Consider the following 25,705-nt stretch of genomic DNA (forward strand, 5'->3'; position numbering starts at 1 on the left):
TCGTGCGCTCCCTCCCTCTGCCCGACCCGGGCACACCTCCGCTGACCTCGGCTGCCGCCTACCTGTGGTGGGTCGCCCGTCGTCAGGGCAGCCTGCTGCTCGGGAGCGCGCTCGTGGGCATCGCCTCGGCGGTCTCCCTCGCGGCCCTGCCCCTGGTGCTCGGCATGCTGGTCGACGACGGGCTCGACCAGGGGCTGTCCCGCGAGCTGTGGTCGGGGGTCGGGCTGCTGCTCGGCGTCGGGCTGGTGCAGGTGGTCGCGAACGTCGTCGGGCACCGCCTGGACGTCGAGAACTGGCTGCGGGCCGCGTTCCGGACCTCCCAGCTGGTGGGCCACCACGTGAGCCGGACCGGGGACGCCGTGACGGCCGAGCTGCCGACGGGCGAGGTCGTCGCGACCGTCGCCTCGGACTCGCTGCGCGTGGGCGAGCTGTACTTCATCACGGCGCGGTTCGTGGGCGGGGTCGTGGCCTACGTCGCCGTGGCCTTCGTCCTGCTGTCGAGCTCGGTGACCCTGGGGGTCGCGGTGCTGGTCGGCCTGCCGACGGTCGCCGCCGTGCTCGCCCTGGTGGTCCGGCCACTGCAGCGGCGCCAGGCCGCCCAGCGCGAGGCCTCGGGCCGCCTCACGACCCTCGGGGCGGACACCGTCTCGGGGCTGCGGATCCTGCGCGGGATCGGCGGCGAGGAGGTCTTCGCGGGGCGTTACCACGAGCAGTCGCAGAAGGTCCGCCGCGCCGGGGTCCGCGTCGCGCAGACCCAGTCGCTGCTCGACGCGATGCAGGCCCTGCTGCCCGGGCTCTTCCTCGCCGCGGTCGTGTGGTTCGGCGCGCGCCTGGCGATCACGGGCGAGATCACCCCGGGCCAGCTCGTGACCTTCTACGGCTACGCGGCCTTCCTCACCGAGCCCCTGACCGCCGCGACGCAGTTCGTGCAGAGCATGACGAGGGCCCGGGTCGGCGTCCGCAAGATCCTGCGGGTCCTGCGGGTGCCCGTCACCGGTGCCGACCTCGTGCCCGGCTCCGGCTCGGGCTCCCCGGCCGCCGAGGGCACGGGCGGCACCTCGATGACCGACCTGGCCAGCGGCTTCACCGCACCGGCCGACCGCGTGACGGCCCTGGTGAGCGCCGACCCGGACGAGACCGCGACGATCGCGACCCGGCTCGGGCTGCTCGGGGCCGAGCACGCGGGGGCCGCCGGCCAGGTGCTCCTCGACGGACACCCGCTGAGCGCGCTGGGGCTCGCCGCCGTCCGCCGCCGCGTGGTGGTCGCCGAGTCCACCCCGCACCTGTTCACCGGCCTGCTCCGCGAGGAGCTCGACGTGCGGGGCACGGGGCTCGAGCGAGAGCTCCTCGACGCCCTCGAGGTGGCCGACGCCGACGACGTCCTCACCTCGCTGCCCGGGGGCCTGGACGGCGAGGTCGCCGAGAAGGGCCGGTCCCTGTCCGGGGGGCAGCGTCAGCGCCTCGCCCTGGCCCGTGCCCTGCTGACCGACCCCGAGGTGCTCGTGCTCGTCGAGCCGACCAGCGCGGTCGACGCCCACACCGAGGCGAGGATCGCGACGCGGCTCGCCCAGGCACGGGCCGGCCGCACGACCGTCGTCGTCACCGCGAGCCCGCTGGTCCTGGACCAGGTCGACCAGGTCGTGCTCGTCGAGCAGGGCCGGGTGGTCGCCGAGGGCACCCACCGCGGCCTGCTCGCCCACCCCGACCCGACGGTCGCGGCCCGGTACCGCGCCGTCGTGAGCCGGGCGGCGGCGGACACCGACCAGGCCTCCGACGAGGCCCACGCCCACCAGACCGAGAAGGAGGCCCGCCATGCAGCTGCCGGTCGCTGACAGCGGTGCGCTGCGCGCGCACACCGGCGCCCTCCTGCGGCGCCACCGCCGGGGTCTCGCCCAGGTCCTGACCCTGCACGTCCTCGCGGCCACCGCGGGACTCGCGGGTCCCTGGCTGCTGGGACGCATGGTCGACGCCGTCGCCCAGGGCACCACGACCGGGTACGTGGACCAGGCGGTCGGGATCCTCGTGCTCGCCGTGCTGACCCAGACGGTCCTGATCCGCTACGCCCAGCGCGGGGCGATGGTGCTGGGCGAGACCGTCTTCGCCGATCTCCGGGAGCAGTTCCTGGGGACGGTCACCAGGCTCCCCCTGTCGACGGTCGAGCAGGCGGGGACCGGGGACCTCGTCGCGCGCACCACGAACGACATCGACCGTGTGCAGCACACGGTCCGCTTCGGTGTCCCGCGGGTCCTGGTGACCTCGGCGACGATCGCGCTGACCCTGGTGGCGGCGGTCGTGGTCAGCTGGCAGGTCGCCCTGGCCATGCTGGTCGGGCTCCCGCTGCTCCTCGCGACGACCCGCTGGTACCTGCGTCGCGCGGCGCAGGGCTACCTGCGGGAGTCGGCGGCCTACGCGACCCTCAACGGGACCATCACCGAGACGGTCGAGGGGGCGCGGACCATCGACGCCCTGCGGCTCGGCGCCCGGCGCCGCGCCCGCGTCGACGAGGACCTGCGCACGGCCTTCCGGGCCGAGCGCTACACGCTGTGGCTCCGGACCGTGCTGTTCCCCGGGGTCGACCTGTCGTTCATCCTGCCCGTCGCCGCGGTCGTGGTCTGGGGCACCTACCTGGTCTCGACCGGGTCGGTCTCGGTCGGGGCGGTCACGACCATCGCGCTCTACGCGCTGCAGATCATGCACCCCATCGGCGAGCTGATCTTCTGGCTCGACGAGATCCAGGTCGGCGCGACCTCCCTCGCCCGGATCATCGGGGTCGACGCCGTACGTCCCGACCGCACCGTCCGTGAGGACGCCCGGCCCGACGGCGAGCACGTCGTAGCCCACGGGGTGCGCTACGCCTACCGGCCGGGGCAGGACGTCCTGCACGGGATCGACCTCGACCTCGGGGTGGGAGAGCGGCTCGCCGTCGTCGGGCCCTCCGGGGCAGGCAAGTCGACCCTCGGCCGGATGCTCGCGGGCATCCACCCGCCCACCGGCGGCCAGGTGACGGTGGGCGGCGCCCGCCTCGTCGACCTCCCCCTCGAGGAGCTGCGCGGCCACGTCGCCCTGGTGACCCAGGAGCACCACGTCTTCGTCGGGACGGTCGAGCAGAACCTGCGGCTGGCCCGCCCCGAGGCCGCCGACGACGAGCTGCGTCGCGCCCTCGAGGCCGTCGACGCGTGGGAGTGGGTCGACGCCCTGCCCGCCGGTCTCTCGACCGAGGTCGGGTCGGGCGGCACGACCCTGAGCCCGGCCCAGGCGCAGCAGGTCGCCCTGGCCCGCCTGGTGCTGCTGGACCCGCACACCCTCGTGCTCGACGAGGCGACCTCCCTCCTCGACCCCCGCGCCGCTCGACACCTCGAGCGCTCGCTGTCGGCCGTGCTCACCGGGCGCACGGTGGTGGCGATCGCCCACCGCCTGCACACGGCGCACGACGCCGACCGCGTCGCGGTGGTCGACGGCGGCCGGATCACCGAGATCGGTTCGCACGACGAGCTGGTCGCCGCCGGCGGGGACTACGCGCGCCTGTGGCAGTCCTGGCAGCAGGACTGACGATGGCCCTCGGTCCGCTCCACCTGCGCGGCGGTCTCGTCGTCGACGCCCGCGAGCTCCGCTGGCGGTTCTCGCGGGCGAGCGGGCCCGGCGGGCAGGGGGTCAACACCACCGACTCGCGGGTCGAGCTGAGCTGGGACGCCGGGGCCAGCCCCGCCCTCGACGAGCAGCAGCGCGACCGGCTCCTCACGCGGCTCGGGGCCCGGGCCGTCGAGGGGGTGGTCACGGTCGTCGCGGTCGAGCACCGCTCCCAGCTGCGCAACCGCGAGGCCGCCCTCGCCCGCCTCACCGCCCTCCTCGACGACGCCCTGCGTCCCCCGGACCAGCCACGCCGGGCCACCCGCCCGAGCCGCTCCTCCCGCGCCCGGCGCAGCGCAGCCGAGCGGCAGCGGCGGGACGTCAAGGCCCTGCGCCGTCGTCCACCCCGGTCCGGGGGCGAGTAGCCGACCCTCCGAGGACGTGCAGCCGGTCTGCCCGGCTACGCCAGGAGGTCGGTGGGCCCGCCGAGGACCAGCGCCTGCGGGTCCCCGACCTCGAGCCGTCGCAGCCCCAGCCGCCGGTAGAAGGCCTGGGCCGCGGTGTTGGTGGGCGAGACCCCCAGGTGGAACCCGGTCGCCCCGCCCTCGCGCACGGCGCCGAGGAAGGTCGCCACGAGGCCCCGTCCGAGCCCGCGCCCCTGGTGGCTCGGCAGCAGGTCGACGTGCAGGTGGGCCGGGTAGGCCCCGAGCTCGGCGTGCACCGTGCGCTCGGGGTGGTGGAGGGTGTCGACGAGGCGGTCCTCGCGGGTGCGGAGCACCGTCGGCAGCGGGTACCGCGGCGCGACCTGCGGCAGCCAGCGACGGCGGTGCTCGACGGCCCACCGCGCGGTGTCCGCGGTGCCGAGCACGTAGCCGACCACGGCACCGGTGCCGTCCTCCTCGACGACGAAGGCGAGACCGGGCTCGAGCTCGAGGTAGGGCCCCGCGTAGACGTCGGGCATGAGGTCGTCGCTGCTGAACAGGCCTCGCGCGTCGCCGCCGTCCTCCGCGGTCCGGACGCACACCGCGTAGACCGCGGCGCGGTCAGCCGGCCGGTACGGCCTGATGCTCGCCATGGTGCTCCCGTCGGGCCGGCTGGTCGTCAGGGTCCGCCCCGCGCTGGTCGGGACCCCCGGGCTGGTCGGGACCCTCGGGCTCGTCCGGACCGTCGGGCTCGTCGGGCTCGTCGGGCTGGACCGCGTCACGGGCACGGTCGCGCACCACCCGCAGCCACAGCACGAGGGCAAAACCGCCGAAGATCCACCACTGCACGGCATACGCCAGGTTCTGCAGGTCGAGCCCTCCACCGCTGATCGTCGGCGGGGGCAGCAGGACCGGCACCGCGTCGGTCGGCGGATCGGTCTCGGCGAGCACCAGGTACCCCGAGTAGATGGGCCCCGACCAGAGGTTGACGAGCTCAGCGGGGGACACCGCGTCGATCTGGCCCGCCGGCAGGCCGGTCTCCCCCCGGGACTCCCCCGCCTGGAGGTAGCCGACCACCTCGAGCTCGCCCGTCGGGGCCGGGAACGCCGCGGCCTCGTGCGGCTCGGCGACCCAACCCCGCACCACCGGCAGCACCGGCTCCGGGCCCTCGCCCCCCGTCACCCGGAAGGGGGTGAGGAGGAGGTACCCGGTCCGCCCGTCGACCGAGCGTCCTGCGACGAGCAGCTCGTGGTCCTCGAAGGTGCCGCTGACCTCGGCCTTGGTCCCGATGAGCTCGCCGCGGAAGCCGGCGCCGGGGTCGATCAGCTCGGCCAGCCGGGTCGGCGGGGCCGCCGCCTGCTCGGCGGCCAGCTCCTCGGCCGAGCCCTCCCCGCGGACCTCCGCGCGGTCGAGCTGCCACACGCCCAGCCGCACGCACACCACGGCGGCGCCGATCAGGAGGACCAGCAGCACGAGCATCCGCGACGAGAGCGCGGTGCGCAGGTAGGGCGGCGCGACGGGCTGCACCGGGGAGTCCACCTGTCCACGGTACCCGGAGCGTCCCGCGCCCCGGCCCTCGCGGTTCACGCGGTGTTCTCGTCGGCACCTGCTGCGCCCGCGGCCGTCCTGTGGTGCCATGGCACCCACGGGGCAGGTCCGTGCGGCCCAAACGTCCCATGTCTGGGACTGCCGGTGGTGCAGGCTGGTCCTGGCACAAGCAGCAGAGCAGAGCGTCGCGCAGAGCGCAGCGGTGTCCCCGCTGCCCGGCACCAGGAGGCACGCATGACCTCGACCCTCGACCGTCCCTCGAGCTGGATCACCCGTGAGGTGGAACCGCTCGACGACGGGACCCTCGCCCGCGTCGACGCCTGGTGGCGTGCGGCCAACTACCTCTCGGTCGGGCAGATCTACCTGCTCGACAACCCCTTGCTCGCCGAGCCGCTGCACCGCGACCACGTCAAGCCGCGCCTGCTCGGTCACTGGGGCACCACCCCGGGCCTCAACTTCCTCTACGCCCACCTCAACCGGGTGATCCAGGAGCGCAGCCAGTCGGCCCTGTACGTCACGGGGCCGGGGCACGGCGGTCCGGGGCTGGTGGCCAACGCCTACCTCGAGGGCACGTACTCCGAGGTCTACACGGACATCACCACCGACACCGAGGGCATGCGCAAGCTCTTCCGCCAGTTCTCCTTCCCCGGCGGGATCCCGAGCCACGTGGCCCCCGAGACCCCGGGCTCGATCCACGAGGGCGGCGAGCTCGGGTACGCGCTCTCCCACGCCTACGGTGCGGCCTTCGACAACCCCGACCTGCTCGTCGCGGCCGTCGTGGGCGACGGCGAGGCCGAGACCGGCCCCCTCGCGACGAGCTGGCACTCGAACAAGTTCGTCGACCCGGTGGCCGACGGGGTCGTCCTGCCGATCCTGCACCTCAACGGTTACAAGATCGCCAACCCGACGGTCCTGGCCCGCATCCCCGAGTCCGAGCTCCTCGAGCTCATGCGGGGCTACGGCCACACGCCGTACGTGGTCTCGGGCGGGTTCGACGGCGAGGACCCGACGACGGTCCACCAGCGGATGGCCGAGGTGCTCGACCAGGCCCTCAACCAGATCGCCGAGATCAAGGCCTCCGCCCGCGCGGGGACGCTCACCGAGCGACCCCGCTGGCCCATGATCATCCTGCGCACCCCGAAGGGCTGGACCTGCCCCCCGGTGATCGACGGCAAGCAGGTCGAGGACTCGTGGCGTTCGCACCAGGTGCCGCTCGCGAGCGCCCGGGACACCGACGCCCACCTGCAGGTCCTCGACGGCTGGCTGCGGTCCTACCGGCCCGAGGAGCTCTTCGACGCGACCGGTGCCCTCGTCGCAGAGGTCGCGTCCCTGGCCCCGGCGGGCGAGCTGCGGATGAGCGCGACCCCGCACGCCAACGGGGGGCAGCTGCTGCGCGACCTGCGCCTGCCCGACTTCCGCGACTTCGCGGTCGAGACCGCCTCCCCCGGGGCCACGATCGCCGAGGCGACCAAGGTGCTCGGGCAGTGGCTCTCCGCCGTGGTCGAGGCCAACCCCGAGAACTTCCGTCTCTTCGGGCCCGACGAGACGGCCTCCAACCGCCTGCAGGCCGTCTTCGACGTGACCGACAAGGCCTGGGCCGCCGAGATCCTGCCCGCCGACGACAACCTCGCCCGCGCGGGCCGCGTCATGGAGATGCTCTCGGAGCACCAGTGCCAGGGCTGGCTCGAGGGCTACCTGCTGACCGGGCGCCACGGCGTCTTCAGCTGCTACGAGGCCTTCATCCACATCATCGACTCGATGGTGAACCAGCACGCCAAGTGGCTCAAGGTGACCCAGGAGATCCCCTGGCGCCAGCCGCTGGCCTCGCTCAACTACCTGCTGACCTCGCACGTGTGGCGCCAGGACCACAACGGCTTCTCCCACCAGGACCCCGGCTTCATCGACCACGTGGTCAACAAGAAGGCCGAGATCGTCCGGGTGTACCTGCCGCCGGACGCCAACACCCTCCTGTCGACCTACGACCACGTGCTGCGCAGCCGCGACTACATCAACGTCGTCGTGGCGGGGAAGCAGCCGGCCCCCACCTTCCTGTCGATGGACGACGCGATCGCGCACTGCGCCCGCGGCCTCGGCATCTGGGAGTGGGCCGGGACCGAGGAGCGCGGGGACTCCCCCGACGTCGTGCTGGGCTGCGCGGGGGACGTGCCCACCCTGGAGACCCTGGCGGCCGCGGACCTGCTGCGCCAGAACCTCCCGGACCTCAAGGTCCGCGTGGTCAACGTCGTGGACCTGATGCGGCTGCAGGACGAGCGCGAGCACCCGCACGGCCTGTCCGACCGCGACTTCGACACCCTGTTCACGCGGGACAAGCCGGTGATCTTCGCGTACCACGGCTACCCGTGGCTCATCCACCGGCTGACCTACCGCCGGGCCGGGCACAGCAACATCCACGTGCGCGGCTACAAGGAGGAGGGCACGACCACCACGCCCTTCGACATGGTCATGCTCAACGACCTCGACCGGTTCCACCTGGTGATCGACGTGATCGACCGGGTCCCCGGCCTGGGCACCCGCGCGGCCGGGCTGCGACAGCAGATGGTCGACGCACGGCTGCGGGCCCGGGACTACACCCGCCAGCACGGCGAGGACATCCCCGAGGTGCGGGACTGGGTGTGGCCCGACGTAGGGGAGACTGGGGCTGCGGACGGTGGACCGGCCCGCGACCAGATCTCCGCGCACGCCGCGACCGGCGGGGACAACGAGTAGGCCGTCCACGTCCCAGCCCCGCGACCGCACGACGACTGGACAGCACGTGGCACGCAGCATCTACATCACCTCGGCCGAGGGCGACACCGGCAAGTCGACCGTCGCCCTCGGCGTCCTGGACCTCCTGACCCGCAGCGTCCAGCGGGTCGGGGTGTTCCGGCCCGTGGCCCGCTCGACCGACCAGCCCGACTACGTGCTCGAGCTGCTGCTCGCCCACGACGGTGTGGAGCTGGACTACGACGAGTGCGTCGGGGTGACCTACGAGGACCTGCACGCCGACCCCGAGGCCGCGCTGTCGAAGATCGTGTCCCGGTACCACGAGGTCGAGCGGCGCTGCGACGTCGTCGTCATCGTCGGCACCGACTACACCGACGTGGCCGGGCCCACCGAGCTGGCCTACAACGCCCGGATCGCGGTCAACCTCGGCGCCCCCGTCCTGCTGGTGGTCCGAGGGGCCGAGCGGCGCCCCGAGGAGATCCGCCAGGTCGTCGACGTCTGCGTCGGCGAGCTGCGCACCCACCACGCCCAGGTGGTCGGCGTGGTCGCCAACCGCTGCGCCCCCGAGGGGCTCGTCCAGGTCCGCAAGGCCCTGGGCACCGAGCTGCCCGCCTGGGCGCTGCCCGAGGACCAGCTGCTCAGCGCCCCCACCGTCGGGGCCCTCATGGAGGCCGTCGGCGGGACGCTGGCCGCCGGGGACGAGGAGCTCCTCTCCCGCGAGGCCCTCGACCTGCTGGTGGGCGCGATGTCCATCGAGCACCTCCTCGAGAAGCTCACCGACGGTGCGGTGATCATGACCCCCGGGGACCGCTCAGACATCCTCCTGGGCCTGCTCACGGCCCACGCGGCCGACGGCTTCCCCTCCCTGGCCGGCATCATCCTCAACGGCGGCTTCTACCCGCCCACGGTGGTCGCCCGCCTGGTCAACGGCCTGGGCCAGCGTCTGCCGATCATCCGGACCGACCTGGGGACCTTCCGGACCGCGAGCGCGGCGGCCGCGACCCGAGGGCGCCTCACCGCCGACTCCCAGCGCAAGGTCGACACTGCCCTGGCCCTGTTCGAGAAGCACGTGGACGCGCCCACCCTGCTGGCGAGCCTGGACGTGAGCCGCCCGACGGTCGTGACCCCCCTCATGTTCGAGTACACCCTGCTCGACCGGGCCCGCGCCGACCGCCAGCACATCGTGCTGCCCGAGGGGAACGACGACCGCATCCTGCGGGCGGCGAGCACCCTGCTGCAGCGTGAGGTCGCCGACCTGACCATCCTCGGCTCCGAGGGCTCGATCCGGGCCCGCGCGACCGAGCTCGGCCTGGACATCACCGCCGCCACCGTGATCGACCCGCGCGACGGCGAGCTCCACGACCGGTTCGCCCACGAGTACACCGAGCTGCGCAAGCACAAGGGCATGACCGTCGACCGGGCCCGGGAGATCGTGGGCTCGGTCTCCTACTTCGGCACCCTCATGGTCCAGCTCGGCCTGGCCGACGGGATGGTCTCGGGGGCCGTCCACACGACGGCCCACACGATCAAGCCGGCCTTCGAGATCATCAAGACGATGCCCGACGTCTCGGTGGTCTCGAGCGTCTTCCTCATGTGCCTCGAGGACCGCGTCCTGGTCTACGGCGACGCGGCGGTGAACCCCGACCCGACGGCCGAGCAGCTCGCCGACATCGCGATCTCCTCCGCGGCGACCGCCGCCCAGTTCGGCATCGAGCCCCGGATCGCGATGCTCTCGTACTCCACCGGAGAGTCCGGCACCGGCCCGGACGTCGAGAAGGTCCGCGCCGCGACCGCCCTGGTGCGCGAGCGACGCCCGGACCTCGACGTCGAGGGGCCCATCCAGTACGACGCCGCCGTCGACGCCTCGGTGGCCAAGACCAAGATGCCCGACTCCACCGTGGCCGGCCGCGCGACCGTGTTCATCTTCCCGGACCTCAACACCGGCAACAACACCTACAAGGCCGTCCAGCGCTCGGCCGGGGCCGTCGCGATCGGCCCCGTCCTGCAGGGCCTGCGCAAGCCCGTGAACGACCTCTCTCGCGGGGCTCTGGTCGGCGACATCGTGAACACCGTCGCGATCACGGCGATCCAGGCCCAGGGCCTGAGCGACGCCTCCTGACCCGCCGGCCCAGTCGGTAACCTCGTCCCACCTCCCCGCACCACCCGCAGCAGCAAGGAGCACGCAGTGAGCGAGCACGTCCTGGTCGTCAACTCGGGGTCGTCCTCGATCAAGTACCAGCTGGTCGACGTCGGCACCGGGGAGTCCGTGGCCGGGGGCCTGGTCGAGCGCATCGGCGAGGGGGGCGACGGCACGCTGCGCCACGACGGCCCGTCCGGCAGGACGGACCGCACCCAGCCCGTCCCCGACCACGACGCCGGGGTCCGTGCCGTGCTGGACCTCTTCGCCGAGGTCGGGCCCTCGCTCACCGAGGTCGGCCTGGTGGCCGTCGGGCACCGCGTGGTGCAGGGTGGGGACCGCTTCACCGAGCCCGTCCTGGTCGACGACGCGGTCGAGGCCGCGATCGAGGAGCTCTCGCCCCTGGCCCCGCTGCACAACCCGCCCAACCTGGCCGGGATCCGCGCCGCCCGGCACGCCTTCCCCGAGCTGCCGCACGTCGCCGTCTTCGACACCGCCTTCCACCACACCCTGCCCGCGGCCGCGCGCACCTACGCGATCGACCGCGACGTCGCCCGCGAGCACGGCATCCGGCGCTACGGCTTCCACGGCACCTCCCACGCCTACGTCTCGCGGCGTACCGCGGAGCTGCTGGGCAAGGCGACCGACGAGGTCAACCTCATCGTCGCGCACCTGGGCAACGGCGCGTCGATCACCGCGGTGCGCGGTGGGGAGTCGGTCGAGACCTCGATGGGCCTCACCCCCCTCGAGGGCCTGGTCATGGGCACCCGCTCGGGGGATGTCGACCCCGCCGTGATCTTCCACCTGCAGCGCGTCGCGGGCATGAGCACCGACGAGATCGACACGCTGCTCAACCGCCGCTCGGGCATGATCGGCATGGCCGGGGTCAACGACATGCGCGACGTGCACGACGCCGTCGCGGCGGGGGACGCCGATGCGCGTCTCGCCCTCGACGTCTACTGCCACCGCCTCAAGCACTACGTGGGTGCGTACTACGCCCAGCTCGGCCACGTGGACGCCGTCGTCTTCACCGCGGGTGTCGGCGAGAACGACGACATCGTCCGCGAGCTGGCCCTCGCCGGCCTGGAGCGGCTCGGCATCGTGGTCGACCCGGAGCGCAACGCGGGGCGCAAGAAGACCGAGACCGTCATCTCCCCCGACGGGGCCGAGGTGACCGTCCTGGTGGTCCCCACCAACGAGGAGCTCGAGATCGCGCAGCAGGCCGTCGCCCTGGTGGGGTGACCCTGCGCCGGAGCGACCTCAGCGCGTCCGACAGCTCCCCGCGCGAGGTCTTCACATCGGCTCGGTTCCTGCCGATGATCGGGGTATGAGCCACGCCGAGCGGTCCCCGGGCGCCGTGCCCCCGGGGTCCGGGGTGGAGGTGCTCGACCTCGACCTGCCTGCGCTCGTGGCCCTGGTCGAGGCTCGGTCGAACTCGCACCCGACCGCCTGCGTCGAGATCGGCGAGCAGGCCGTCGAGCGCGCCCAGGCCGTCGGGGACCCCCTCTCGGAGATGAAGATCCAGTACTTCCTGGGCTTCTCCCGGCACCTCCTCTCCCACGACCACGCCGCCCTCGCCGCCATGGAACGCGCCCTCGCCCTGGCCGAGGAGCTCGGCGACCGGCACTGGCAGGCACGGATCCGGGGGGGCCTGGGCGCGGCGCACAGCGGCTTCGGGGACAACGCGAGCGCGATCGAGCTGCTCGAGCAGTCCCTCGCGCTGCGACGCGAGCTCGGTGACACCTTCGGCATCGCGGCCGCGCTGAACAACCTCGGGGTGACCTTCGAGGAGATGGGCCTCTTCCCCGACCGTGCCCGTGAGCTGCTGACCGAGGCCTTCACGCTCTTCGACGAGCTGGGCAACGACCACGGCCGGTGCGCCAGCCTGACCCACCTGGCCTCCCTCGACACCACGGCCAGCGAGGCCCTGGCGGAGACGGACCCGGTCGCGTCCGCGGGCCTGGCCACCCACGCCCTGCGGACGGCTCGCAGGGCCGTGGCGCATGCCCGGGCGCTCGCGGACAACAACCGACTGCTCGGCGAGTGCCTCATCCGGCAGGCTCGCGCGCACCTGGCCTGCGAGGAGGTCGAGGCCGCCCAGGTGGTCCTGGACGAGGCCGAGGCCCTGACCTCCCTGGTGGACACGACGCACTTCCTCCTGCGCCTCGCCTCGACCCGGGGCCGGCTGCACCGCACCCGGGGGGACCTGCGCGCGGCGACCGAGGAGATCGAGCGCGGCCTCGAGATCAGCGACGGCGTGCTGCGCAGCTTCGAGCGGGTCGAGCTGCTCACCGAGCTCGTCGCCATCCACGAGGAGCGGGGGGCCTACGCGGACGCCCTCGCGGCGCACCGGCAGCTTCTCACCGCGACCCTCCAGCAGCGGCAGGACGCGGCCGAGCGTCGTGCCCGCGTCATCAACGCCCAGCTGGACGTCGAGCGCTCCCGGGTCGAGGCCGAGGTCGAGCGGCTCCGCGCGGCCCAGCTCGAGGTCGCCAACCGCGAGCTGGCCTACGACGCGACCCACGACTCCCTGACCGGGCTGCTCAACCGGCGCGGCTTCGACGCCGCCCTCGCCGCCCGCACCCACCACGACGGCGAGGCCGTGACCGTCCTGGTCGGGGACCTCGACAACTTCAAGGTGGTCAACGACAGCTGGTCCCACGCGATCGGCGACCGGGTGCTGCGCGAGGTCGCGCTCCTGGCAGGGGGCGCCGTCCGGGGCACCGACCAGGTCGCCCGGGTGGGTGGCGAGGAGATCGCCGTCATCCTCGCCGAGGGGTCCACCGAGGTGCGCGCGGTCTGCGAGCGCATCCGCGGCGCGGTCGAGGGGTTCGACTGGGGGTCGATCGCCCCCGGCATCACCGTCACGATCAGCATCGGCGCGGCGACGCGGCGCCCGGGCGAGAGCGTCGCCACCCTCCTGGACCGGGCGGACGGGCTGCTCTACGAGGCCAAGCAGGCGGGTCGCAACCTCGTCCGGACCGACGGCGTGGGCTGAACCCTGGCCCGAGGTCTGGCCCGCCCGTCACCACCGCGAGCACCGTCACCCCCGGGGTGCCGTCAGAGGGCGAGCACCTCGCGGACCTCAGGGTCGACCAGGGCCAGCGCGGCAGCCCTCGCCTCGGCTGCGGTGCGCCCGTCCCGCGCTGCCTCGGCGATCTCGACGCAACGAGCGCGGGTGTGCCGGGCCAGCGCGAAGCGGGCCGCGGGGACTGCCGCGGGGGACATCGACAGGCTGGTCACCCCGAGCCCGGTCAGCACGAGGGCCATCACCGGGTCCGCCGCGGACTCGCCGCACACGCCGGCAGGCTTGCCGAGCTCGGCGCCGGCCTGGGCGGTGAGGGCCACGAGGTCCAGCACCGCAGGCTGCCAGGGGTCGAGCAGGTCGACGAGCTCCCCCAGCAGGCGATCGGTGGCCATCGCGTACTGGGCGAGGTCGTTGGTGCCCAGGGAGACGAAGTCCACCTCGGCGAGCACGTCGCGGGCCCGGAGCGCCGCCGAGGGCACCTCGACCATGACCCCGACGGTCGCGACGCCGGACTCGCGGGCGATCGCGGCGAACTGGGCGGCCTCCTCGACCGTCGCGACCATCGGCGCCATGACCCAGGGCTGCTCGCCCGTCTCGCGGGCCGCGCGGCCGATCGCAGCGAGCTGGGTGCGCAGGAGGTCCTCGGCGGTCCGCACCAGTCGGAAGCCGCGGACGCCGAGGGCCGGGTTCTCCTCCCCCTGCCGCGTGACGAAGGCCAGAGGCTTGTCTGCCCCGGCGTCGAGGGTGCGGATGACGACCTTGCGTCCGGCCAGGGCCCGGAGCACGCGCGTGTAGACCACGGCCTGCTCGTCCTCGGTGGGTGCCGTCGTCCGACCGAGGAAGAGCACCTCGGTACGGAACAGGCCGACCCCCTGCACGGCGGCGTCGGTCAGCCGCTCGGCGTCCTCCGCGGTGCCGATGTTGGCGAGCAGCGCGACCTCGTGGCCGTCGGCGGTCTGTCCGGGTCCGCTGGCCTCGGCGAGGGTCGCCAGCGCCACCCGGCGCGTCTCGACGTTCGCGCGGACCGTCTCGTCGGGATCGACGAGCACGGTGCCGGCCGCGGCGTCGACCGCGACCTCGGTGCCGTCCTGCAGCGCGGCGGCGCCGCGCACCCGCACGACGCACGGGATGCCCAGCTGACCGGCGATGATCGCGGTGTGCCCGGTGGGGCCGCCCTGCTCGATGACGATGCCGAGGACCTTGTCGAGCTCGAGGGCGGCGGTGTCCGCCGGGGAGAGGTCCTCGGCGACGACCACGGAGGGACGCGCGAGAGCGGGGACGCCCGGCTCAGGCAGGCCCTCCAGGCGCGCGACGACGCGGTCGCGCACGCTGCGCAGGTCGGTGACCCGCTCGGCGAGGTACCCGCCCGCCGCGGCGAAGAGGTCCATGAACTCGGCCGTGGCGCGGTCGACCGCGACGGCGGCGGCCGCCCCCGCGTCGATCCTCGTGCGCGTCTGGTCGACGAGCTCGGGGTCCTGGGCCATCAGGGCCGTGGCCCCGAGGACCTCGCCGATGGTGCCGCCGGCCTGCTCGGCGCGCTGCTCGAGGGACGCCGCGACGGCGGCGAAGGCCTCGGTCACGGCGCGCTTGGCGGCCTCGCGGTCCTCGGGCCCGGGCTGGTCCTGCTGGACCCGCGGGGCCGGGTGCGCACGCGCGACGGGTCCGACGACGGCGCCGCGCCCGACCCCCGAGCCGTGCAGGACCTGCGAGGCCACGGCGGTCATGCGGGCTTCACCGCGTCGAGGTCGGTCGCGAGCAGCTCGGCCAGGCCGTCCAGGGCCTCGTCGGCCCCGTCGCCCTCGGCGCTGATCGTGACCTCCTCACCGTGCTTGACCCCGAGGGCCATCACCCGCAGGATGCTCGCCGCGTCGACGGGGGGGCCGTCGCCCTTCGCGATCGTGACCCCCAGGCCGGTGGCCGCGGCCGCCTGCGTGAAGAGCTTCGCCGGACGCGCGTGCAGACCGACCCCGGACGCCACGACCACTGTTCGCTGTGCCATGCCCACTCCTCCGCCACCGCGGTGGCTCGTTCGTCGTGGTGCCGATCGTCGTCGACCCGTCGCACCTATCCAACACCCAACCGTCCGGGGACGTCGGGCCCTCGGCCCGACGTCCCTGCCTGCACCTCAGGGCTCGATCGTGACCTTGATGGCCTCGCCCCGCTGCACGATCCCGATGCCCTCGAGCACCTGGTCGAGGGGCAGCAGGTGCGTGATCAGGTCCTTGACCGGGACCTTGCCGTCGGCGATCAGCTGGAGCGCCCGCTTGTTGTGCTCGGGGCTCGAGCCGTTGGCACCCACGATCGTGAGCTCGCTGTAGTGCACGAGGTTCGAGTCGAGGGTGATCGTCGGGTTGTCCTTGGGCAGCCCGCCGAAGAAGCTGATCCGGCCACCGCGGGCGAGCATCGGCAGGGCCTGCTCCTGCGCCGCGCCCGAGGCCGCCGCGGTGATCGCGACGTCCACGCCGCGTCCGTCGGTCAGCTCGAGGATCCGCGCGAGCGCGTCCTCGTCCTCGCTGCAGATCGCCGCGTCGGGGTTGACCAGGTCGGCGGCCATGTCCAGCCGCTCACGGCTCAGCTCGACCAGGAAGACGCGCGCAGCACCGAAGGACCGCGCCAGGCGGACGTGCAGGCAGCCGATCGGCCCCGACCCGACGACGACGACGTCGTCTCCCGGGTTGATCCGGACGAGCTCCTGGGCGTTGAGCGCGCAGGCCAGCGGCTCGGCGACGCTCGCCTCGGCGAAGCTCAGCCCCTCGGGGATCCGGTTGAGCCCGTCGACCTTGAGCACGTTCTCCGGGACGACCATGTACTCGGCGAAGCCGCCGTCGAAGTGGTACCCCATCGAGACCTGGTTCGGGCAGATGTTCATCTGGTCCTTGGCGCAGAAGGCGCACTCCCCGCACGGGATGGCGGCGATGACCTGCACGCGGTCCCCGACCGCCCAGCCGCTGACCTCACCACCGGTCTCGACGACCTCCCCGGCGATCTCGTGACCCATGACCCGTGGGGGGTGGATGTGGTGGTGCCCGAACCGGGAGATCTTGACGTCGGTGCCGCAGGTGGAGCAGGCACGGACGCGGATCTTGACCTCCCGGGGACCGGCCGACGGCTCGGGAGCCTCCTCCAGACGGACGTCACCGGGGGCGTGGAAGCGTGCGACTCTCATCGTTCTCCTTCTCGGGTGGGCTCCGGGGTGTCCTCCGGAGCAGGGGTGAGCATGGCGAGCACCGTCTCGACGGACTCCGCAGCCCGCAGGGCCTCGGCGCGCTCGGGGTCGAGCAGGATCTGCGCCAGCTCGGCAAGGATCTCGACGTGACCGTCGCCCTGGGCAGCGATCCCGATGCAGACGGTGACCTGTGCCCCGTCCCAGTCCACCCCGGCTGGGAAGCGCACGAAGCACAGGGCGTCCCGCAGGACGGCCTCCTTGCCGGCGAGGGTCGCGTGCGGGATCGCCACGCCCTCACCGATGTAGGTCGAGACCGACTCCTCGCGCTCGAGCATGGCCGGCACGTACGAGGCCTCGACGGCCCCGCAGTCCACCAACGCCTGCCCGCACAGCCGGATGGCCTCGGTCTTGTCGGCCGCCTGCTCGGCCAGGCGGATCGCGCCTGGCGCGAGCAGGGCGGCCGGGTCGACGTCAGACATCGATCGTCTGACCCTTCTGGATCGCGGTGACCACCTTGGTCACCGCGGGGTCGCCGAGGAAGAGGTTGAACGGCACCACCGGCGTGCTGCCGGCGACCCCCCGGGCGCGGTCGGCGAGCCCGGCGTGGGTCAGCACGACGTCGGCGTCCCCCGGGATCTCCTGGACCGAGGTGTGCTCGACGGTCACCCCGTTCTTGGCGAGCTGCTTGCGAACCGTGCTGGCCAGCATGACGCTGCTGCCCATCCCGGCGTCGCAGGCGACGACCAGCTTGCGTACCGCACTGCCGTCGATGGTGGTCATGGGGTCCTCCTCGGTGAGGTGTGGATCGTGCTGACGGTCCTGCGGGCGAGATGCCCGCAGGTCAGGCAGTGGCCGGCGGGGCGCTCTCTGAGGTCGCGACCCCGGCCTTGGAGGCAGCCTTGCGGTCGGCCACCTGGGCGCGGGCGGCGTCGAGGTCCTCCGAGCTCGACGGCGTCCCGTCCTCGTCCTCCTTGGGCTCCTTGCGACCGAAGCCCAGCAGCACGGCCGCGACGACGAAGCTGACGACAGCGGCCACGGCGATGCCCAGCAGCACCGCGAGGTGACCGCCTCGTGGAGTGACGGCCATGTAAGCGATGATCGAGCCCGGTGCCGGAGAGGCCACGAGACCGGCACCGGTCATGATGTTGGTGAGGATCCCGGCCGCCCCGCCGAGGATGGCCGCGGCGATGAGCTGGGGCTTCATCAGGATGTAGGGGAAGTAGATCTCGTGGATGCCGCCGAAGAAGTGGATGACGACGGCCGCCGGGGTCGAGGGACGCAGCAGGCGCGGCCCGAAGAACATGAACGCGAGCAGGATGCCCAGGCCAGGACCGGGGTTCGTCTCGAGCATGAACAGGATCGACTTGCCGGCATCCTCGGACTGCGCGGCGCCGAGGGGGGTGAGAACCCCGTGGTTGATCGCGTTGTTGAGGAAGAGCACCTTGCCGGGCTCGATGATGAGCGCCGCCAGCGGCAACAGGCTGTTGTCGACCAGGAAGCCCACGGCACCCTCGGCCCAGCCCATGATCGTGTCGACGATCGGGCCGATGGCGAGCAGGCCCGCGATGGCCATGGCCGCACCGACGATGCCGGCGGTGAAGTTGTCCACGAGCATCTCGAAGCCGGCCTTGGTGCGGTGCTGCACGGCCTCGTCGATCTTCTTGATGATCCAGGCGGCGAGCGGCCCCATGGCCATCGCGCCGAGGAACATGGGCGAGCCGGTGCCCACGATCACGCCGACGGTGGCGATCGCACCGACCACCCCGCCGCGGTTCCCGTGCACCATGCGGCCCCCGGTGAAGCCGATCAGCAGCGGGAGCAGGTAGGTGATCATCGGGCCGACGAGGCCGGTCCACGCCTCGCCGTCGGCGTTCTCGCCGAACCCGCCGATCTGCGCGACCGGGAACCAGCCGACCTCGATGAAGATGGCCGTGATGAGGCCCCACGCGATGAACGCGCCGATGTTGGGCATCACCATGCCGGCCAGGTAGCCACCGAAGCGTTGGACGGTCGCCTTGGCCCCCGTCCCGGTGACCGTGGGTGTGTACTCGCTCATCTCTGGAACTCCTTCGTCGCCAGTCGAACCTGCGGGGATGGTGCGGTGCTGCGGGGCGGGGTCACCCCGTCGCGGCGAGGGGCTCGGCGAGCCGCTCGTCGCTGAGGACGTCAGGGAGCAGGCGTACCGCTCCGTGATCGATGTCGTGCGGGCCGGGCATCTGGCTGCCGGGCAGGGTCACCGCGGCCGCCCCCCAGGCCAGGGCCTGGGCGAGGGCTGCGCGGGCAGGGGCACCGGTGGCCTCGGCAGCGAGGAAGCCGGCGAGGAAGGCATCCCCGGCGCCGACGGTGCTGCGCGGCGCGGCCACGTGGGACTCCCCCGCGACGACGCCCTCGTCGGCCACCAGGAGGGCGCCGTCGCCGCCGAGGCTCACCAGGACTCGTGCCGCTCCGAGCTGACGGAGCCGTTGCGCGGCCTCGACGACGTCGGCTCGCGAGGCGAGGGTCATCCCGGCGGCCTCGGCGAGCTCCTCGGCGTTCGGCTTGATCAGGTCCGGTCCGGCCGCGAGAGCCTCGACGAGAGCCGGACCGCTGGTGTCGAGGGCCACGCGGGCGCCGGCCTGGTGGGCCCGCCGCGTCATGGCCGCGTAGTGGTCGGTCGCCACCCCGGGTGGCAGGCTTCCGCACAGGACCACCCAGCCGTGCGGCTCGACGGCCGCCAGGGCCCCGTCGAGGAGCCGGTCGAGGTCCGCGGTGTCCAGCGCGGGGCCGGGCTCGTTGAGCTTCGTGACCGTGCCGTCCGCCTCGGCGATCGTGACGTTGGAGCGGGTCCGCCCCGCCACGGGCACCGTGGCGACGTCGACGGCCTCGGCCACGAGCAGCCCCACGAGCTGGTCGCCCTCGGCGCCCGCGACCGGCAGGACGGCGCGGCTCGCGACGCCGTTGGCCAGCAGGGCACGGGTGACGTTGACCCCCTTGCCGCCGGGGTGCAGGTGCACCCCACGGGCACGGAGCACCTCTCCCCGCACGAGGTCGTCGACCTCGACGGTGCGGTCGAGGCTCGGGTTGAGGGTGACGGTGATGATCATGCCCGCACCACCGTCGGCCCGGCGGCCTCGATCTCGTCGGCGAGCTCGGCGTCGAGGTCGCTGTCGGAGATCACCGTGTCGATCGCGGCGAGCGGGGCGACCTGGGCGAAGTCGGCTCGGCCGACCTTGGTGTGGTCGGCCAGGACGATGCTGCGCTGGGCGGCGCCGACGAGTGCCCGCTTGACGCCGGCCTCGGCGAGGTCCGGCGTGGTCAGGCCCCGTTCGACCGTGAGGCCGTTGGTCCCGAGGAACGCGACGTCGGCGTAGACGTCGGCCATGCACCGCTCGGCCCACGCTCCGACCGCGGCGAGCGTACGTCCACGCACCGTCCCACCCAGCAGGTGCAGGGTGATGTTGGGCCTGGTCGCGAGCACCATCGCCACGGGGAGGGCGTGAGTGACCACCGTGAGCTCGCGCTCGGTGGGCAGCAGCTCGGCGAGCCGGACCGTCGTCGTGCCGGCATCCAGGATGATCGACCCACCCTCGGGAACCTCGTCGAGGGCGGCCTTGGCGATCCGCTCCTTCTGGCCGGCCATGCGGCCTTCACGGTCCGCCACGGCGGGCTCGATGCCGAGCCGCTCGACCGGGATCGCACCGCCGTGCACCCTGCGGAGCAACCCTCGTCGCTCGAGCACCGTCAGATCCCGTCGGACCGTCTCGGGGGTGACGTCGAGGGTCTCGGCGAGGTCCTTGACCTCGACCCGGCCATCGGCACGGGCGGTGCTGATGATCTGCTGCTGACGCTCCGTCGCGTACACGCCTGCTCCCCGATCTCAGCCGGTCATCGATGACCCGCGCGGATGTTGATACCCCTTTGTTTAGTTCCGTTTGTGTCCGGTGTCAACCCTGAGAACGGACATCGGACCGCAAAGGCCGCTGCGGTCTCGCGCTCTGGCGCCCGACCCGGTCGCGATCGGGCCCTTGGTCCCGGGCGGGCGGACCGCCGAGGCGCCGGCCGCACGGCCACGGCCTCCGTGCGGCAGGGCCACGGTCGCACCGCACTCCGGACGCCGACGCAGACGACAGGACCCCGCGGCCCAGAGGGCTCGCGGGGTCCTGTCGTGCGGGTGGGTGCGGTCAGTGCGGCTGGTAGGGCGAGACGACGACCTCGACCCGCTGGAACTCCTTGAGGTCGGAGTAGCCCGTGGTCGCCATGGCCCGCCGCAGCGCACCCACGAGGTTGAGCGTGCCGTCGGCCTGCTGACCGGGACCGAAGAGGATCTGCTCGAGGGTGCCCGCGGTGCCGACCTCGACCCGCTCCCCCCGGGGCAGCTCGGGGTGATGGGCCTCGGGGCCCCAGTGCCACCCCTGCCCGGGGGCCTCGGCCGCCCGCGCCAGGGCGGCGCCGAGCATCACCGCGTCGGCCCCGCAGGCCACGGCCTTGACCAGGTCCCCGGAGCGGCCCACCCCGCCGTCGGCGATCACGTGGACGTAGCGGCCACCCGACTCGTCGAGGTAGTCGCGTCGCGCAGCGGCGACGTCGGCCACCGCGGTCGCGAGGGGGGCGTGGATGCCCAACGACACGCGGGTGGTGTGCGCGGCCCCGCCGCCGAAGCCCACCAGCACCCCGGCCGCGCCGGTACGCATGAGGTGCAGAGCGGCGGTGTAGGTCGCTGCGCCGCCGACGATCACGGGCACGTCGAGCTCGTAGATGAACCGCTTGAGGTTGAGCGGCTCGGAGCGGCCCGAGACGTGCTCGGCCGAGACCGTCGTGCCGCGGATGACGAAGAGGTCGACCCCGGCGTCGACCACGTGCTTCCAGTACTGCTGGGTGCGCTGGGGCGACAGGGCACCGGCGACGGTCACGCCGCTGCGCCGCACCTCCTGCAGACGCTGGGTGATCAGCTCGGGGATGATCGGCGCGGAGTAGATCTCCTGCATCCGGGCGGTCGCCTGCTCGGGGGACAGCTCGGCGATCTCGGCCAGCAGGGCCGTCGGGTCCTCGTACCGGGTCCACAGACCCTCGAGGTCGAGCACCCCGAGCCCGCCGTGCCTGCCCAGGGCGACCGCGGTCTCGGGGCTCATCACCGAGTCCATCGGGGCCGCGACGACCGGCAGGTCGAAGTGGTAGGCGTCGATCTGCCAGCCGACCGAGACCTCCTCCGGGTCCCGTGTGCGGCGCGAGGGCACCACGGCGACGTCGTCGAAGGAGTAGGCCCGGCGGCCGCGCTTGCCGCGTCCGATCTCGATCTCGTTGCTCACGCGGACCAGGCTACCGGCGACCGGCCACCCCAGGACGCCGGGCGCGGCCCGGCGGACGGGTCCCGGGCGCGGGCCCGGGACCCGGACGCCGCTACCCCAGCGTGCCGAGGGCCTCGCGGACGAAGGCGGGCAGGTCGTCAGGGGTCCGCGAGGTCACGAGCGGGAAGCGCTCGTGGCACACGACGACCTCGGCGTCCTGCCACGTTCCGCCCGCGTTGCGGATGTCGGTCTGCAGGCTCGGGTACGAGGTCAGCGTCTTGCCCGCCAGGAGGTCGGCCTCGACGAGGGCCCAGGGACCGTGGCAGACGGCGGCGATCGGCTTGCCGGCCTCGGCGACCGCGCGCACGAGGGCCACGGCCTCCTTCTCGAGGCGCAGGCTGTCGGCGTTGACCGTCCCGCCGGGCAGCACGAGCAGGTCGAGGTCCTCGGCACCGACCTCGCCCAGCACCCTGTCCACCGGGTAGGTCCCCGCCGGATCGAGATCCCCGACCACCGCCTTGACCTCACCGGCCTCGGGGGCCACCAGCAGCGGCGTGCCGCCGTGCTCCAGGACGGCCTTCCAGGGCTCGACCAGCTCAGGTTCCTCGATGCCGCGCATGGCGGTCACGAAGACCACGGTCCTGCCGTCCAGGTGGCTCATCACGCTCTCCTCCTCTGTCGGGTACTTCCGTCTCCGAGCCTGCGCCAGCAGGCCACGCCCCGCATCTCGGGCGGTGCCCCGGCGTGGCCCGACGACGGTGTCGGTGCCGACTGGCAGGCTGCTGCGCAGTCGTCAGGGAGGTCGTCATGGCATGGATCGAGGGTCCGGTGGTCGGGTTCGACACCGAGACGACCGGCGTCGACGTCGGTCAGGACCGGATCGTCACCGCCGCGGTGGTGCGGCGCGACGGCGACGAGACCTCGGTCACCTCGTGGCTGATCGACCCGGGGGTCGAGATCCCCGAGGGGGCCGCGGCCATCCATGGCATCACCACCGAGCACGCCCGTCGCTTCGGCCACGCCCCGGCCGGAGCCCTCGAGGAGATCGCGACCACGCTGAGCCGGGCCCTGATGAGGGGGGAGCCCGTGGTCGCCTACAACGCCTCCTTCGACCTGTCCCTGCTCGACGCCGAGCTCAGGCGGTACGGCCTGGCCACCGTGCCCGAGCGCATCGAGCGCGAGGTCCGCGTCGTGGTCGACCCGTTGGTCCTGGACCGGAGCCTGGACCGGTTCCGCCGCGGCAAGCGCAAGCTCGGGGACCTGTGCGCGTTCTACGGGGTGCAGAGCACCGCGGACCTCCACACGGCCGACGTCGACGTCCTGGCCACCCTCGACGTCCTCGCGGCGATCGCGCGTCGCTACCCCGAGGTCGCCGAGACCACCCTGGACACCCTCCACGACCGCCAGATCCAGGCCCACCGCGACTGGGCCGAGGGGTTCAACGCGTGGCGGTCACGCCAGGGGCTGACCGGCCCAGGGGCTGAGCTCACCTGGCCGGTGCGGCTCCAGGAACCCGCCCTGGTGTGAGCAGCGGGGCTCCTCAGCGGTCCAGGCAGAGAGGCCGGCGCACCCGGTCGTAGACCTCGGGGTCGGCAGCGGCGATCAGGCCGTCCTCGGGATGTCCCGGCCGGTAGTCGGCGGCGTCGAGCCGACGGCTCACCCCACCGACCTCACGGACCAGCACCGCCCCCGGCACGTGGTCCCAGGGCCAGGTGCGCCAGTACACCAGGGCGTCCCGCTCGCCCAGAGCGAGGCGGGAGTACTCGTACCCCGACCACAGGCGGCCGCTCGTGACGAAGCCCTCCTCGAGCCCACCGAACCTGGCGTCCACCGCCGCGCGGACCTCATCGGGCAGGTAGCCGGCGATCCCGACGCGCAGCGGTCCGCCCGAGGGCGTGACCGACCGGGTCAGACGCTCGCCGTTGCACCACGCCCCAGCACCCCGCTGCGCCACGAAGGTCTGCCCGTGCTGCGGCAGGCAGATCCAGCCGGCCACCGCCTCGCCGTGCTCGACCAGGCCCACCATGACCGCATGGTCGGGCGAGCCCTCGACGAAGGCCTGGGTGCCGTCGAGCGGGTCCACCACGAGGACCCGCGGCTCCCCGAGCAGGGCCAGACGTCCGAGGTCGGCCGAGGTCGCCTCCTCCCCGACGACCGGCACCCCCGGAAGGATCTCGGCCAGCCCGGCGGTCAGAGCCGCTTCGGCGGCGGTGTCCACGACGGTCACCAGGTCACCCGGGGACTTCTCGGACACCTCCCCGGCGGTGAGCTCGCGGAACCGCGGCGAGACCACCGTCGCAGCCACGTGCTCGACCAGGGCGGTCACCGCGTCGACGTCCACCTCCGGTCCCGGAACGCGCGCCCCGCTCATCGGGACGAGGAGTAGTTCGGGGCCTCGGAGATCATCTGCACGTCGTGCGGGTGCGACTCCTTGAGCCCGGCCGAGGTGATCCGCACGAACCGCCCGCGCTGCTGCAGCTCGGGGATCGTGCGGGCCCCCACGTAGAACATCGACTGGTGCAGGCCGCCCACGAGCTGGTGGGCGACCGCGCCGAGCGGACCCCGGTACGGGACCTGCCCCTCGATGCCCTCGGTGATGATCTCGTCGTCGGACAGGTCGCCCTGGAAGTAGCGGTCCTTGGAGTAGGAGCGACGGTCGCCCCGGGACTGCATCGCGCCGAGCGAGGCCATGCCGCGGTAGCGCTTGAACTGCTTGCCGTTGACGAAGACCAGGTCCCCCGGGCTCTCGTCGCACCCGGCGAGCAGCCCGCCGAGCATCACGGTGTCGGCCCCGGCCACGAGGGCCTTGGCGATGTCCCCCGAGTACTGCAGACCGCCGTCGCCGATCACGGGGACCCCTGCGGGCTTGCACGCCTTGGCGGCCTCGTGGATCGCGGTCACCTGCGGCACGCCGACCCCGGCGACCACGCGGGTGGTGCAGATCGAGCCGGGTCCGACGCCGACCTTGACGGCGTCGACGCCGGCGTCGACCAGGGCCTGGGCCCCCTCACGGGTCGCGATGTTCCCGCCGATCACCTGGACGTGGCGGGTCGCGGGGTCGGACTTGATCCGGCGCACCATGTCGAGCATCAGGCGTGCGTGCCCGTTGGCGGTGTCGACCACGAGGACGTCGACCCCCGCCTCGACGAGGGCCAGCACCCGGTCCCACGCGTCCCCGAAGAACCCGACGGCCGCGGCGACGACCAGGCGGCCCTCGGAGTCCTTGGTCGCCGAGGGGTACTGCTCGGTCTTGACGAAGTCCTTGACCGTGATGAGGCCCTGCAGCACGCCGGCCTCGTCGACGATGGGCAGCTTCTCGACCTTGTGGCGGGCGAGCAGCGCGGCGGCGTCCTCACGGGCGATACCCACCGGGGCGGTGATGAGGGGCTGCGAGGTCATGACCTCGTCCACACGGAGCCGCGCGAAGTCCTCCCCCGGCACGAAGCGCAGGTCACGGTTGGTGATGATGCCGAGGAGCCGTCGCTGCTCGTCGACCACGGGGAGCCCGGAGACGCGGTACTTGCCGCACAGCGCGTCGAGCTCGGCCAGGGTCGCCTCCGGGCTGACGGTCACCGGGTCGGTGACCATGCCCGACTCCGACCGCTTGACCAGGTCGACCTGGTGCGCCTGGTCGGCGATCGAGAGGTTGCGGTGCAGGACGCCGACGCCACCCTGACGGGCCATCGCGATCGCCATGCGTGCCTCGGTCACCGTGTCCATGGCCGCCGAGACCAGCGGAACCGCGACGGAGATCCCTCGGGTCAGGCGCGAGGTCGTGTCGACCTCGCTGGGCACGACGTCGGTCTCCCCGGGGAGGAGCAGGACGTCGTCGTAGGTCAGGCCGATCAT

The 25,705-nt window shown here is 73.3% G+C and carries 22 protein-coding genes; 8 read left to right on the plus strand and 14 right to left on the minus strand.

The annotated features are described in order from the left end of the window. Positions 1-2: 2 nt before the first annotated feature. The 3 genes from J4G33_RS10700 to arfB are packed head-to-tail and all read left to right on the plus strand — an operon-like array spanning position 3 to position 3,992. A complete protein-coding gene (locus J4G33_RS10700) occupies positions 3-1,832 on the plus strand; it encodes an ABC transporter transmembrane domain-containing protein (protein ID WP_208055963.1) in 1,830 nt (609 codons plus the stop codon). Continuing rightward, positions 1,813-3,549, plus strand: coding sequence for an ABC transporter ATP-binding protein (locus tag J4G33_RS10705; RefSeq protein WP_208055964.1), 1,737 nt, complete (start codon positions 1,813-1,815; stop codon positions 3,547-3,549). Before J4G33_RS10700 ends, J4G33_RS10705 begins: the two co-directional genes overlap by 20 nt. Positions 3,550-3,551: 2 nt before the next feature. Then, on the plus strand, positions 3,552-3,992 hold the full coding sequence (arfB, locus tag J4G33_RS10710) for an alternative ribosome rescue aminoacyl-tRNA hydrolase ArfB (protein WP_208055965.1): 441 nt from the start codon (positions 3,552-3,554) through the stop codon (positions 3,990-3,992). A gap of 35 nt (positions 3,993-4,027) precedes the next feature. Here arfB and J4G33_RS10715 read toward each other — a convergent pair whose 3' ends face one another. Together J4G33_RS10715 and J4G33_RS10720 are read right to left on the minus strand one after the other, a co-directional pair. Next, positions 4,028-4,642, minus strand: a complete 615-nt coding sequence (locus tag J4G33_RS10715) for a GNAT family N-acetyltransferase (RefSeq protein ID WP_208055966.1) — start codon at positions 4,640-4,642, stop codon at positions 4,028-4,030. Further along, positions 4,611-5,528: an SURF1 family protein gene (locus tag J4G33_RS10720; RefSeq protein WP_208055967.1), complete on the minus strand. Its 918-nt coding sequence runs from the start codon at positions 5,526-5,528 to the stop codon at positions 4,611-4,613. The genes J4G33_RS10715 and J4G33_RS10720 overlap by 32 nt, the downstream gene beginning before the upstream one ends. Positions 5,529-5,771: 243 nt before the next feature. Here J4G33_RS10720 and J4G33_RS10725 point away from each other — a divergent pair, with 243 nt between their 5' ends. The 4 genes from J4G33_RS10725 (at position 5,772) to J4G33_RS10740 (ending at position 13,396) form a co-directional block, all read left to right on the plus strand. After that, positions 5,772-8,264: a phosphoketolase family protein gene (locus J4G33_RS10725; protein WP_208055968.1), complete on the plus strand. Its 2,493-nt coding sequence runs from the start codon at positions 5,772-5,774 to the stop codon at positions 8,262-8,264. 46 nt (positions 8,265-8,310) lie between these two features. Continuing rightward, positions 8,311-10,380 carry a phosphate acetyltransferase gene (gene pta, locus J4G33_RS10730; protein ID WP_208055969.1) on the plus strand — a complete coding sequence of 690 codons (2,070 nt, stop codon included), beginning with the start codon at positions 8,311-8,313 and terminating at the stop codon, positions 10,378-10,380. A 66-nt stretch (positions 10,381-10,446) separates the two neighbouring features. Next, on the plus strand, positions 10,447-11,640 hold the full coding sequence (locus tag J4G33_RS10735; protein WP_208055970.1) for an acetate/propionate family kinase: 1,194 nt from the start codon (positions 10,447-10,449) through the stop codon (positions 11,638-11,640). An 85-nt stretch (positions 11,641-11,725) separates the two neighbouring features. Next, positions 11,726-13,396 carry a tetratricopeptide repeat-containing diguanylate cyclase gene (locus J4G33_RS10740; protein ID WP_208055971.1) on the plus strand — a complete coding sequence of 557 codons (1,671 nt, stop codon included), beginning with the start codon at positions 11,726-11,728 and terminating at the stop codon, positions 13,394-13,396. Between the two features lie 62 nt (positions 13,397-13,458). Here the strand turns inward: J4G33_RS10740 and ptsP are convergent, their stop codons facing one another. The 10 genes from ptsP to J4G33_RS10790 all read right to left on the minus strand — a co-directional run bounded on the left by ptsP (position 13,459) and on the right by J4G33_RS10790 (position 22,517). Further along, positions 13,459-15,150 (minus strand): phosphoenolpyruvate--protein phosphotransferase, encoded by a 1,692-nt coding sequence (gene ptsP / locus J4G33_RS10745; RefSeq protein WP_208055972.1) that lies wholly within the window; start codon positions 15,148-15,150, stop codon positions 13,459-13,461. Further along, on the minus strand, positions 15,147-15,425 hold the full coding sequence (locus J4G33_RS10750) for an HPr family phosphocarrier protein (protein WP_208055973.1): 279 nt from the start codon (positions 15,423-15,425) through the stop codon (positions 15,147-15,149). Before J4G33_RS10750 ends, ptsP begins: the two co-directional genes overlap by 4 nt. A gap of 126 nt (positions 15,426-15,551) precedes the next feature. Beyond that, positions 15,552-16,592, minus strand: a complete 1,041-nt coding sequence (locus tag J4G33_RS10755; RefSeq protein ID WP_208055974.1) for a zinc-dependent dehydrogenase — start codon at positions 16,590-16,592, stop codon at positions 15,552-15,554. Further along, positions 16,589-17,071: a PTS mannitol transporter subunit IIA gene (locus J4G33_RS10760; protein ID WP_208055975.1), complete on the minus strand. Its 483-nt coding sequence runs from the start codon at positions 17,069-17,071 to the stop codon at positions 16,589-16,591. Before J4G33_RS10760 ends, J4G33_RS10755 begins: the two co-directional genes overlap by 4 nt. Further along, positions 17,064-17,372: a PTS sugar transporter subunit IIBC family protein gene (locus J4G33_RS10765; protein ID WP_208055976.1), complete on the minus strand. Its 309-nt coding sequence runs from the start codon at positions 17,370-17,372 to the stop codon at positions 17,064-17,066. The genes J4G33_RS10760 and J4G33_RS10765 overlap by 8 nt, the downstream gene beginning before the upstream one ends. A 61-nt stretch (positions 17,373-17,433) precedes the next feature. Further along, the gene (mtlA, locus tag J4G33_RS10770; RefSeq protein WP_208055977.1) at positions 17,434-18,648 is read right to left on the minus strand and encodes a mannitol-specific PTS transporter subunit IIC; all 1,215 of its coding nucleotides are present in this window, start codon (positions 18,646-18,648) and stop codon (positions 17,434-17,436) included. 61 nt (positions 18,649-18,709) lie between these two features. Further along, positions 18,710-19,675 carry a 1-phosphofructokinase gene (gene pfkB / locus J4G33_RS10775; protein ID WP_208055978.1) on the minus strand — a complete coding sequence of 322 codons (966 nt, stop codon included), beginning with the start codon at positions 19,673-19,675 and terminating at the stop codon, positions 18,710-18,712. Continuing rightward, positions 19,672-20,433 (minus strand): DeoR/GlpR family DNA-binding transcription regulator, encoded by a 762-nt coding sequence (locus tag J4G33_RS10780; RefSeq protein WP_208055979.1) that lies wholly within the window; start codon positions 20,431-20,433, stop codon positions 19,672-19,674. The genes pfkB and J4G33_RS10780 overlap by 4 nt, the downstream gene beginning before the upstream one ends. A gap of 319 nt (positions 20,434-20,752) precedes the next feature. After that, positions 20,753-21,877, minus strand: coding sequence for a GuaB3 family IMP dehydrogenase-related protein (locus J4G33_RS10785; protein ID WP_208055980.1), 1,125 nt, complete (start codon positions 21,875-21,877; stop codon positions 20,753-20,755). 91 nt (positions 21,878-21,968) lie between these two features. Then, positions 21,969-22,517 carry a type 1 glutamine amidotransferase domain-containing protein gene (locus J4G33_RS10790; RefSeq protein ID WP_208055981.1) on the minus strand — a complete coding sequence of 183 codons (549 nt, stop codon included), beginning with the start codon at positions 22,515-22,517 and terminating at the stop codon, positions 21,969-21,971. Positions 22,518-22,663: 146 nt separating this feature from the next. Between J4G33_RS10790 and J4G33_RS10795 the strand changes: the two genes are divergently transcribed. Continuing rightward, the gene (locus J4G33_RS10795; RefSeq protein ID WP_208055982.1) at positions 22,664-23,383 is read left to right on the plus strand and encodes an exonuclease domain-containing protein; all 720 of its coding nucleotides are present in this window, start codon (positions 22,664-22,666) and stop codon (positions 23,381-23,383) included. A 13-nt stretch (positions 23,384-23,396) separates the two neighbouring features. On the opposite strand, the gene J4G33_RS10800 is transcribed toward J4G33_RS10795, so the two are convergent. Then, the gene (locus tag J4G33_RS10800) at positions 23,397-24,197 is read right to left on the minus strand and encodes an inositol monophosphatase family protein (RefSeq protein ID WP_307793854.1); all 801 of its coding nucleotides are present in this window, start codon (positions 24,195-24,197) and stop codon (positions 23,397-23,399) included. Between the two features lie 26 nt (positions 24,198-24,223). Continuing rightward, positions 24,224-25,705 (minus strand): IMP dehydrogenase, encoded by a 1,482-nt coding sequence (gene guaB, locus J4G33_RS10805; RefSeq protein ID WP_208056136.1) that lies wholly within the window; start codon positions 25,703-25,705, stop codon positions 24,224-24,226.

Origin of the sequence: Actinotalea soli (assembly GCF_017565425.1) — a bacterium.
In the GTDB taxonomy this organism is placed as follows: domain Bacteria; phylum Actinomycetota; class Actinomycetes; order Actinomycetales; family Cellulomonadaceae; genus Actinotalea; species Actinotalea soli.

Bases quoted from the DNA above. Each gene is read 5' to 3' on its own strand.
- J4G33_RS10705 (WP_208055964.1), top strand. From the start codon at position 1,813: ATGCAGCTGCCGGTCGCTGACAGCGGTGCGCTGCGCGCGCACACCGGC.
- arfB (WP_208055965.1), top strand. From the start codon at position 3,552: ATGGCCCTCGGTCCGCTCCACCTGCGCGGCGGTCTCGTCGTCGACGCC.
- J4G33_RS10715 (WP_208055966.1), bottom strand. From the start codon at position 4,642: ATGGCGAGCATCAGGCCGTACCGGCCGGCTGACCGCGCCGCGGTCTAC.
- J4G33_RS10725 (WP_208055968.1), top strand. From the start codon at position 5,772: ATGACCTCGACCCTCGACCGTCCCTCGAGCTGGATCACCCGTGAGGTG.
- J4G33_RS10740 (WP_208055971.1), top strand. From the start codon at position 11,726: ATGAGCCACGCCGAGCGGTCCCCGGGCGCCGTGCCCCCGGGGTCCGGG.
- ptsP (WP_208055972.1), bottom strand. From the start codon at position 15,150: ATGACCGCCGTGGCCTCGCAGGTCCTGCACGGCTCGGGGGTCGGGCGC.
- J4G33_RS10750 (WP_208055973.1), bottom strand. From the start codon at position 15,425: ATGGCACAGCGAACAGTGGTCGTGGCGTCCGGGGTCGGTCTGCACGCG.
- J4G33_RS10755 (WP_208055974.1), bottom strand. From the start codon at position 16,592: ATGAGAGTCGCACGCTTCCACGCCCCCGGTGACGTCCGTCTGGAGGAG.
- J4G33_RS10760 (WP_208055975.1), bottom strand. From the start codon at position 17,071: ATGTCTGACGTCGACCCGGCCGCCCTGCTCGCGCCAGGCGCGATCCGC.
- J4G33_RS10765 (WP_208055976.1), bottom strand. From the start codon at position 17,372: ATGACCACCATCGACGGCAGTGCGGTACGCAAGCTGGTCGTCGCCTGC.
- mtlA (WP_208055977.1), bottom strand. From the start codon at position 18,648: ATGAGCGAGTACACACCCACGGTCACCGGGACGGGGGCCAAGGCGACC.
- pfkB (WP_208055978.1), bottom strand. From the start codon at position 19,675: ATGATCATCACCGTCACCCTCAACCCGAGCCTCGACCGCACCGTCGAG.
- J4G33_RS10790 (WP_208055981.1), bottom strand. From the start codon at position 22,517: ATGAGCCACCTGGACGGCAGGACCGTGGTCTTCGTGACCGCCATGCGC.
- J4G33_RS10795 (WP_208055982.1), top strand. From the start codon at position 22,664: ATGGCATGGATCGAGGGTCCGGTGGTCGGGTTCGACACCGAGACGACC.
- guaB (WP_208056136.1), bottom strand. From the start codon at position 25,705: ATGATCGGCCTGACCTACGACGACGTCCTGCTCCTCCCCGGGGAGACC.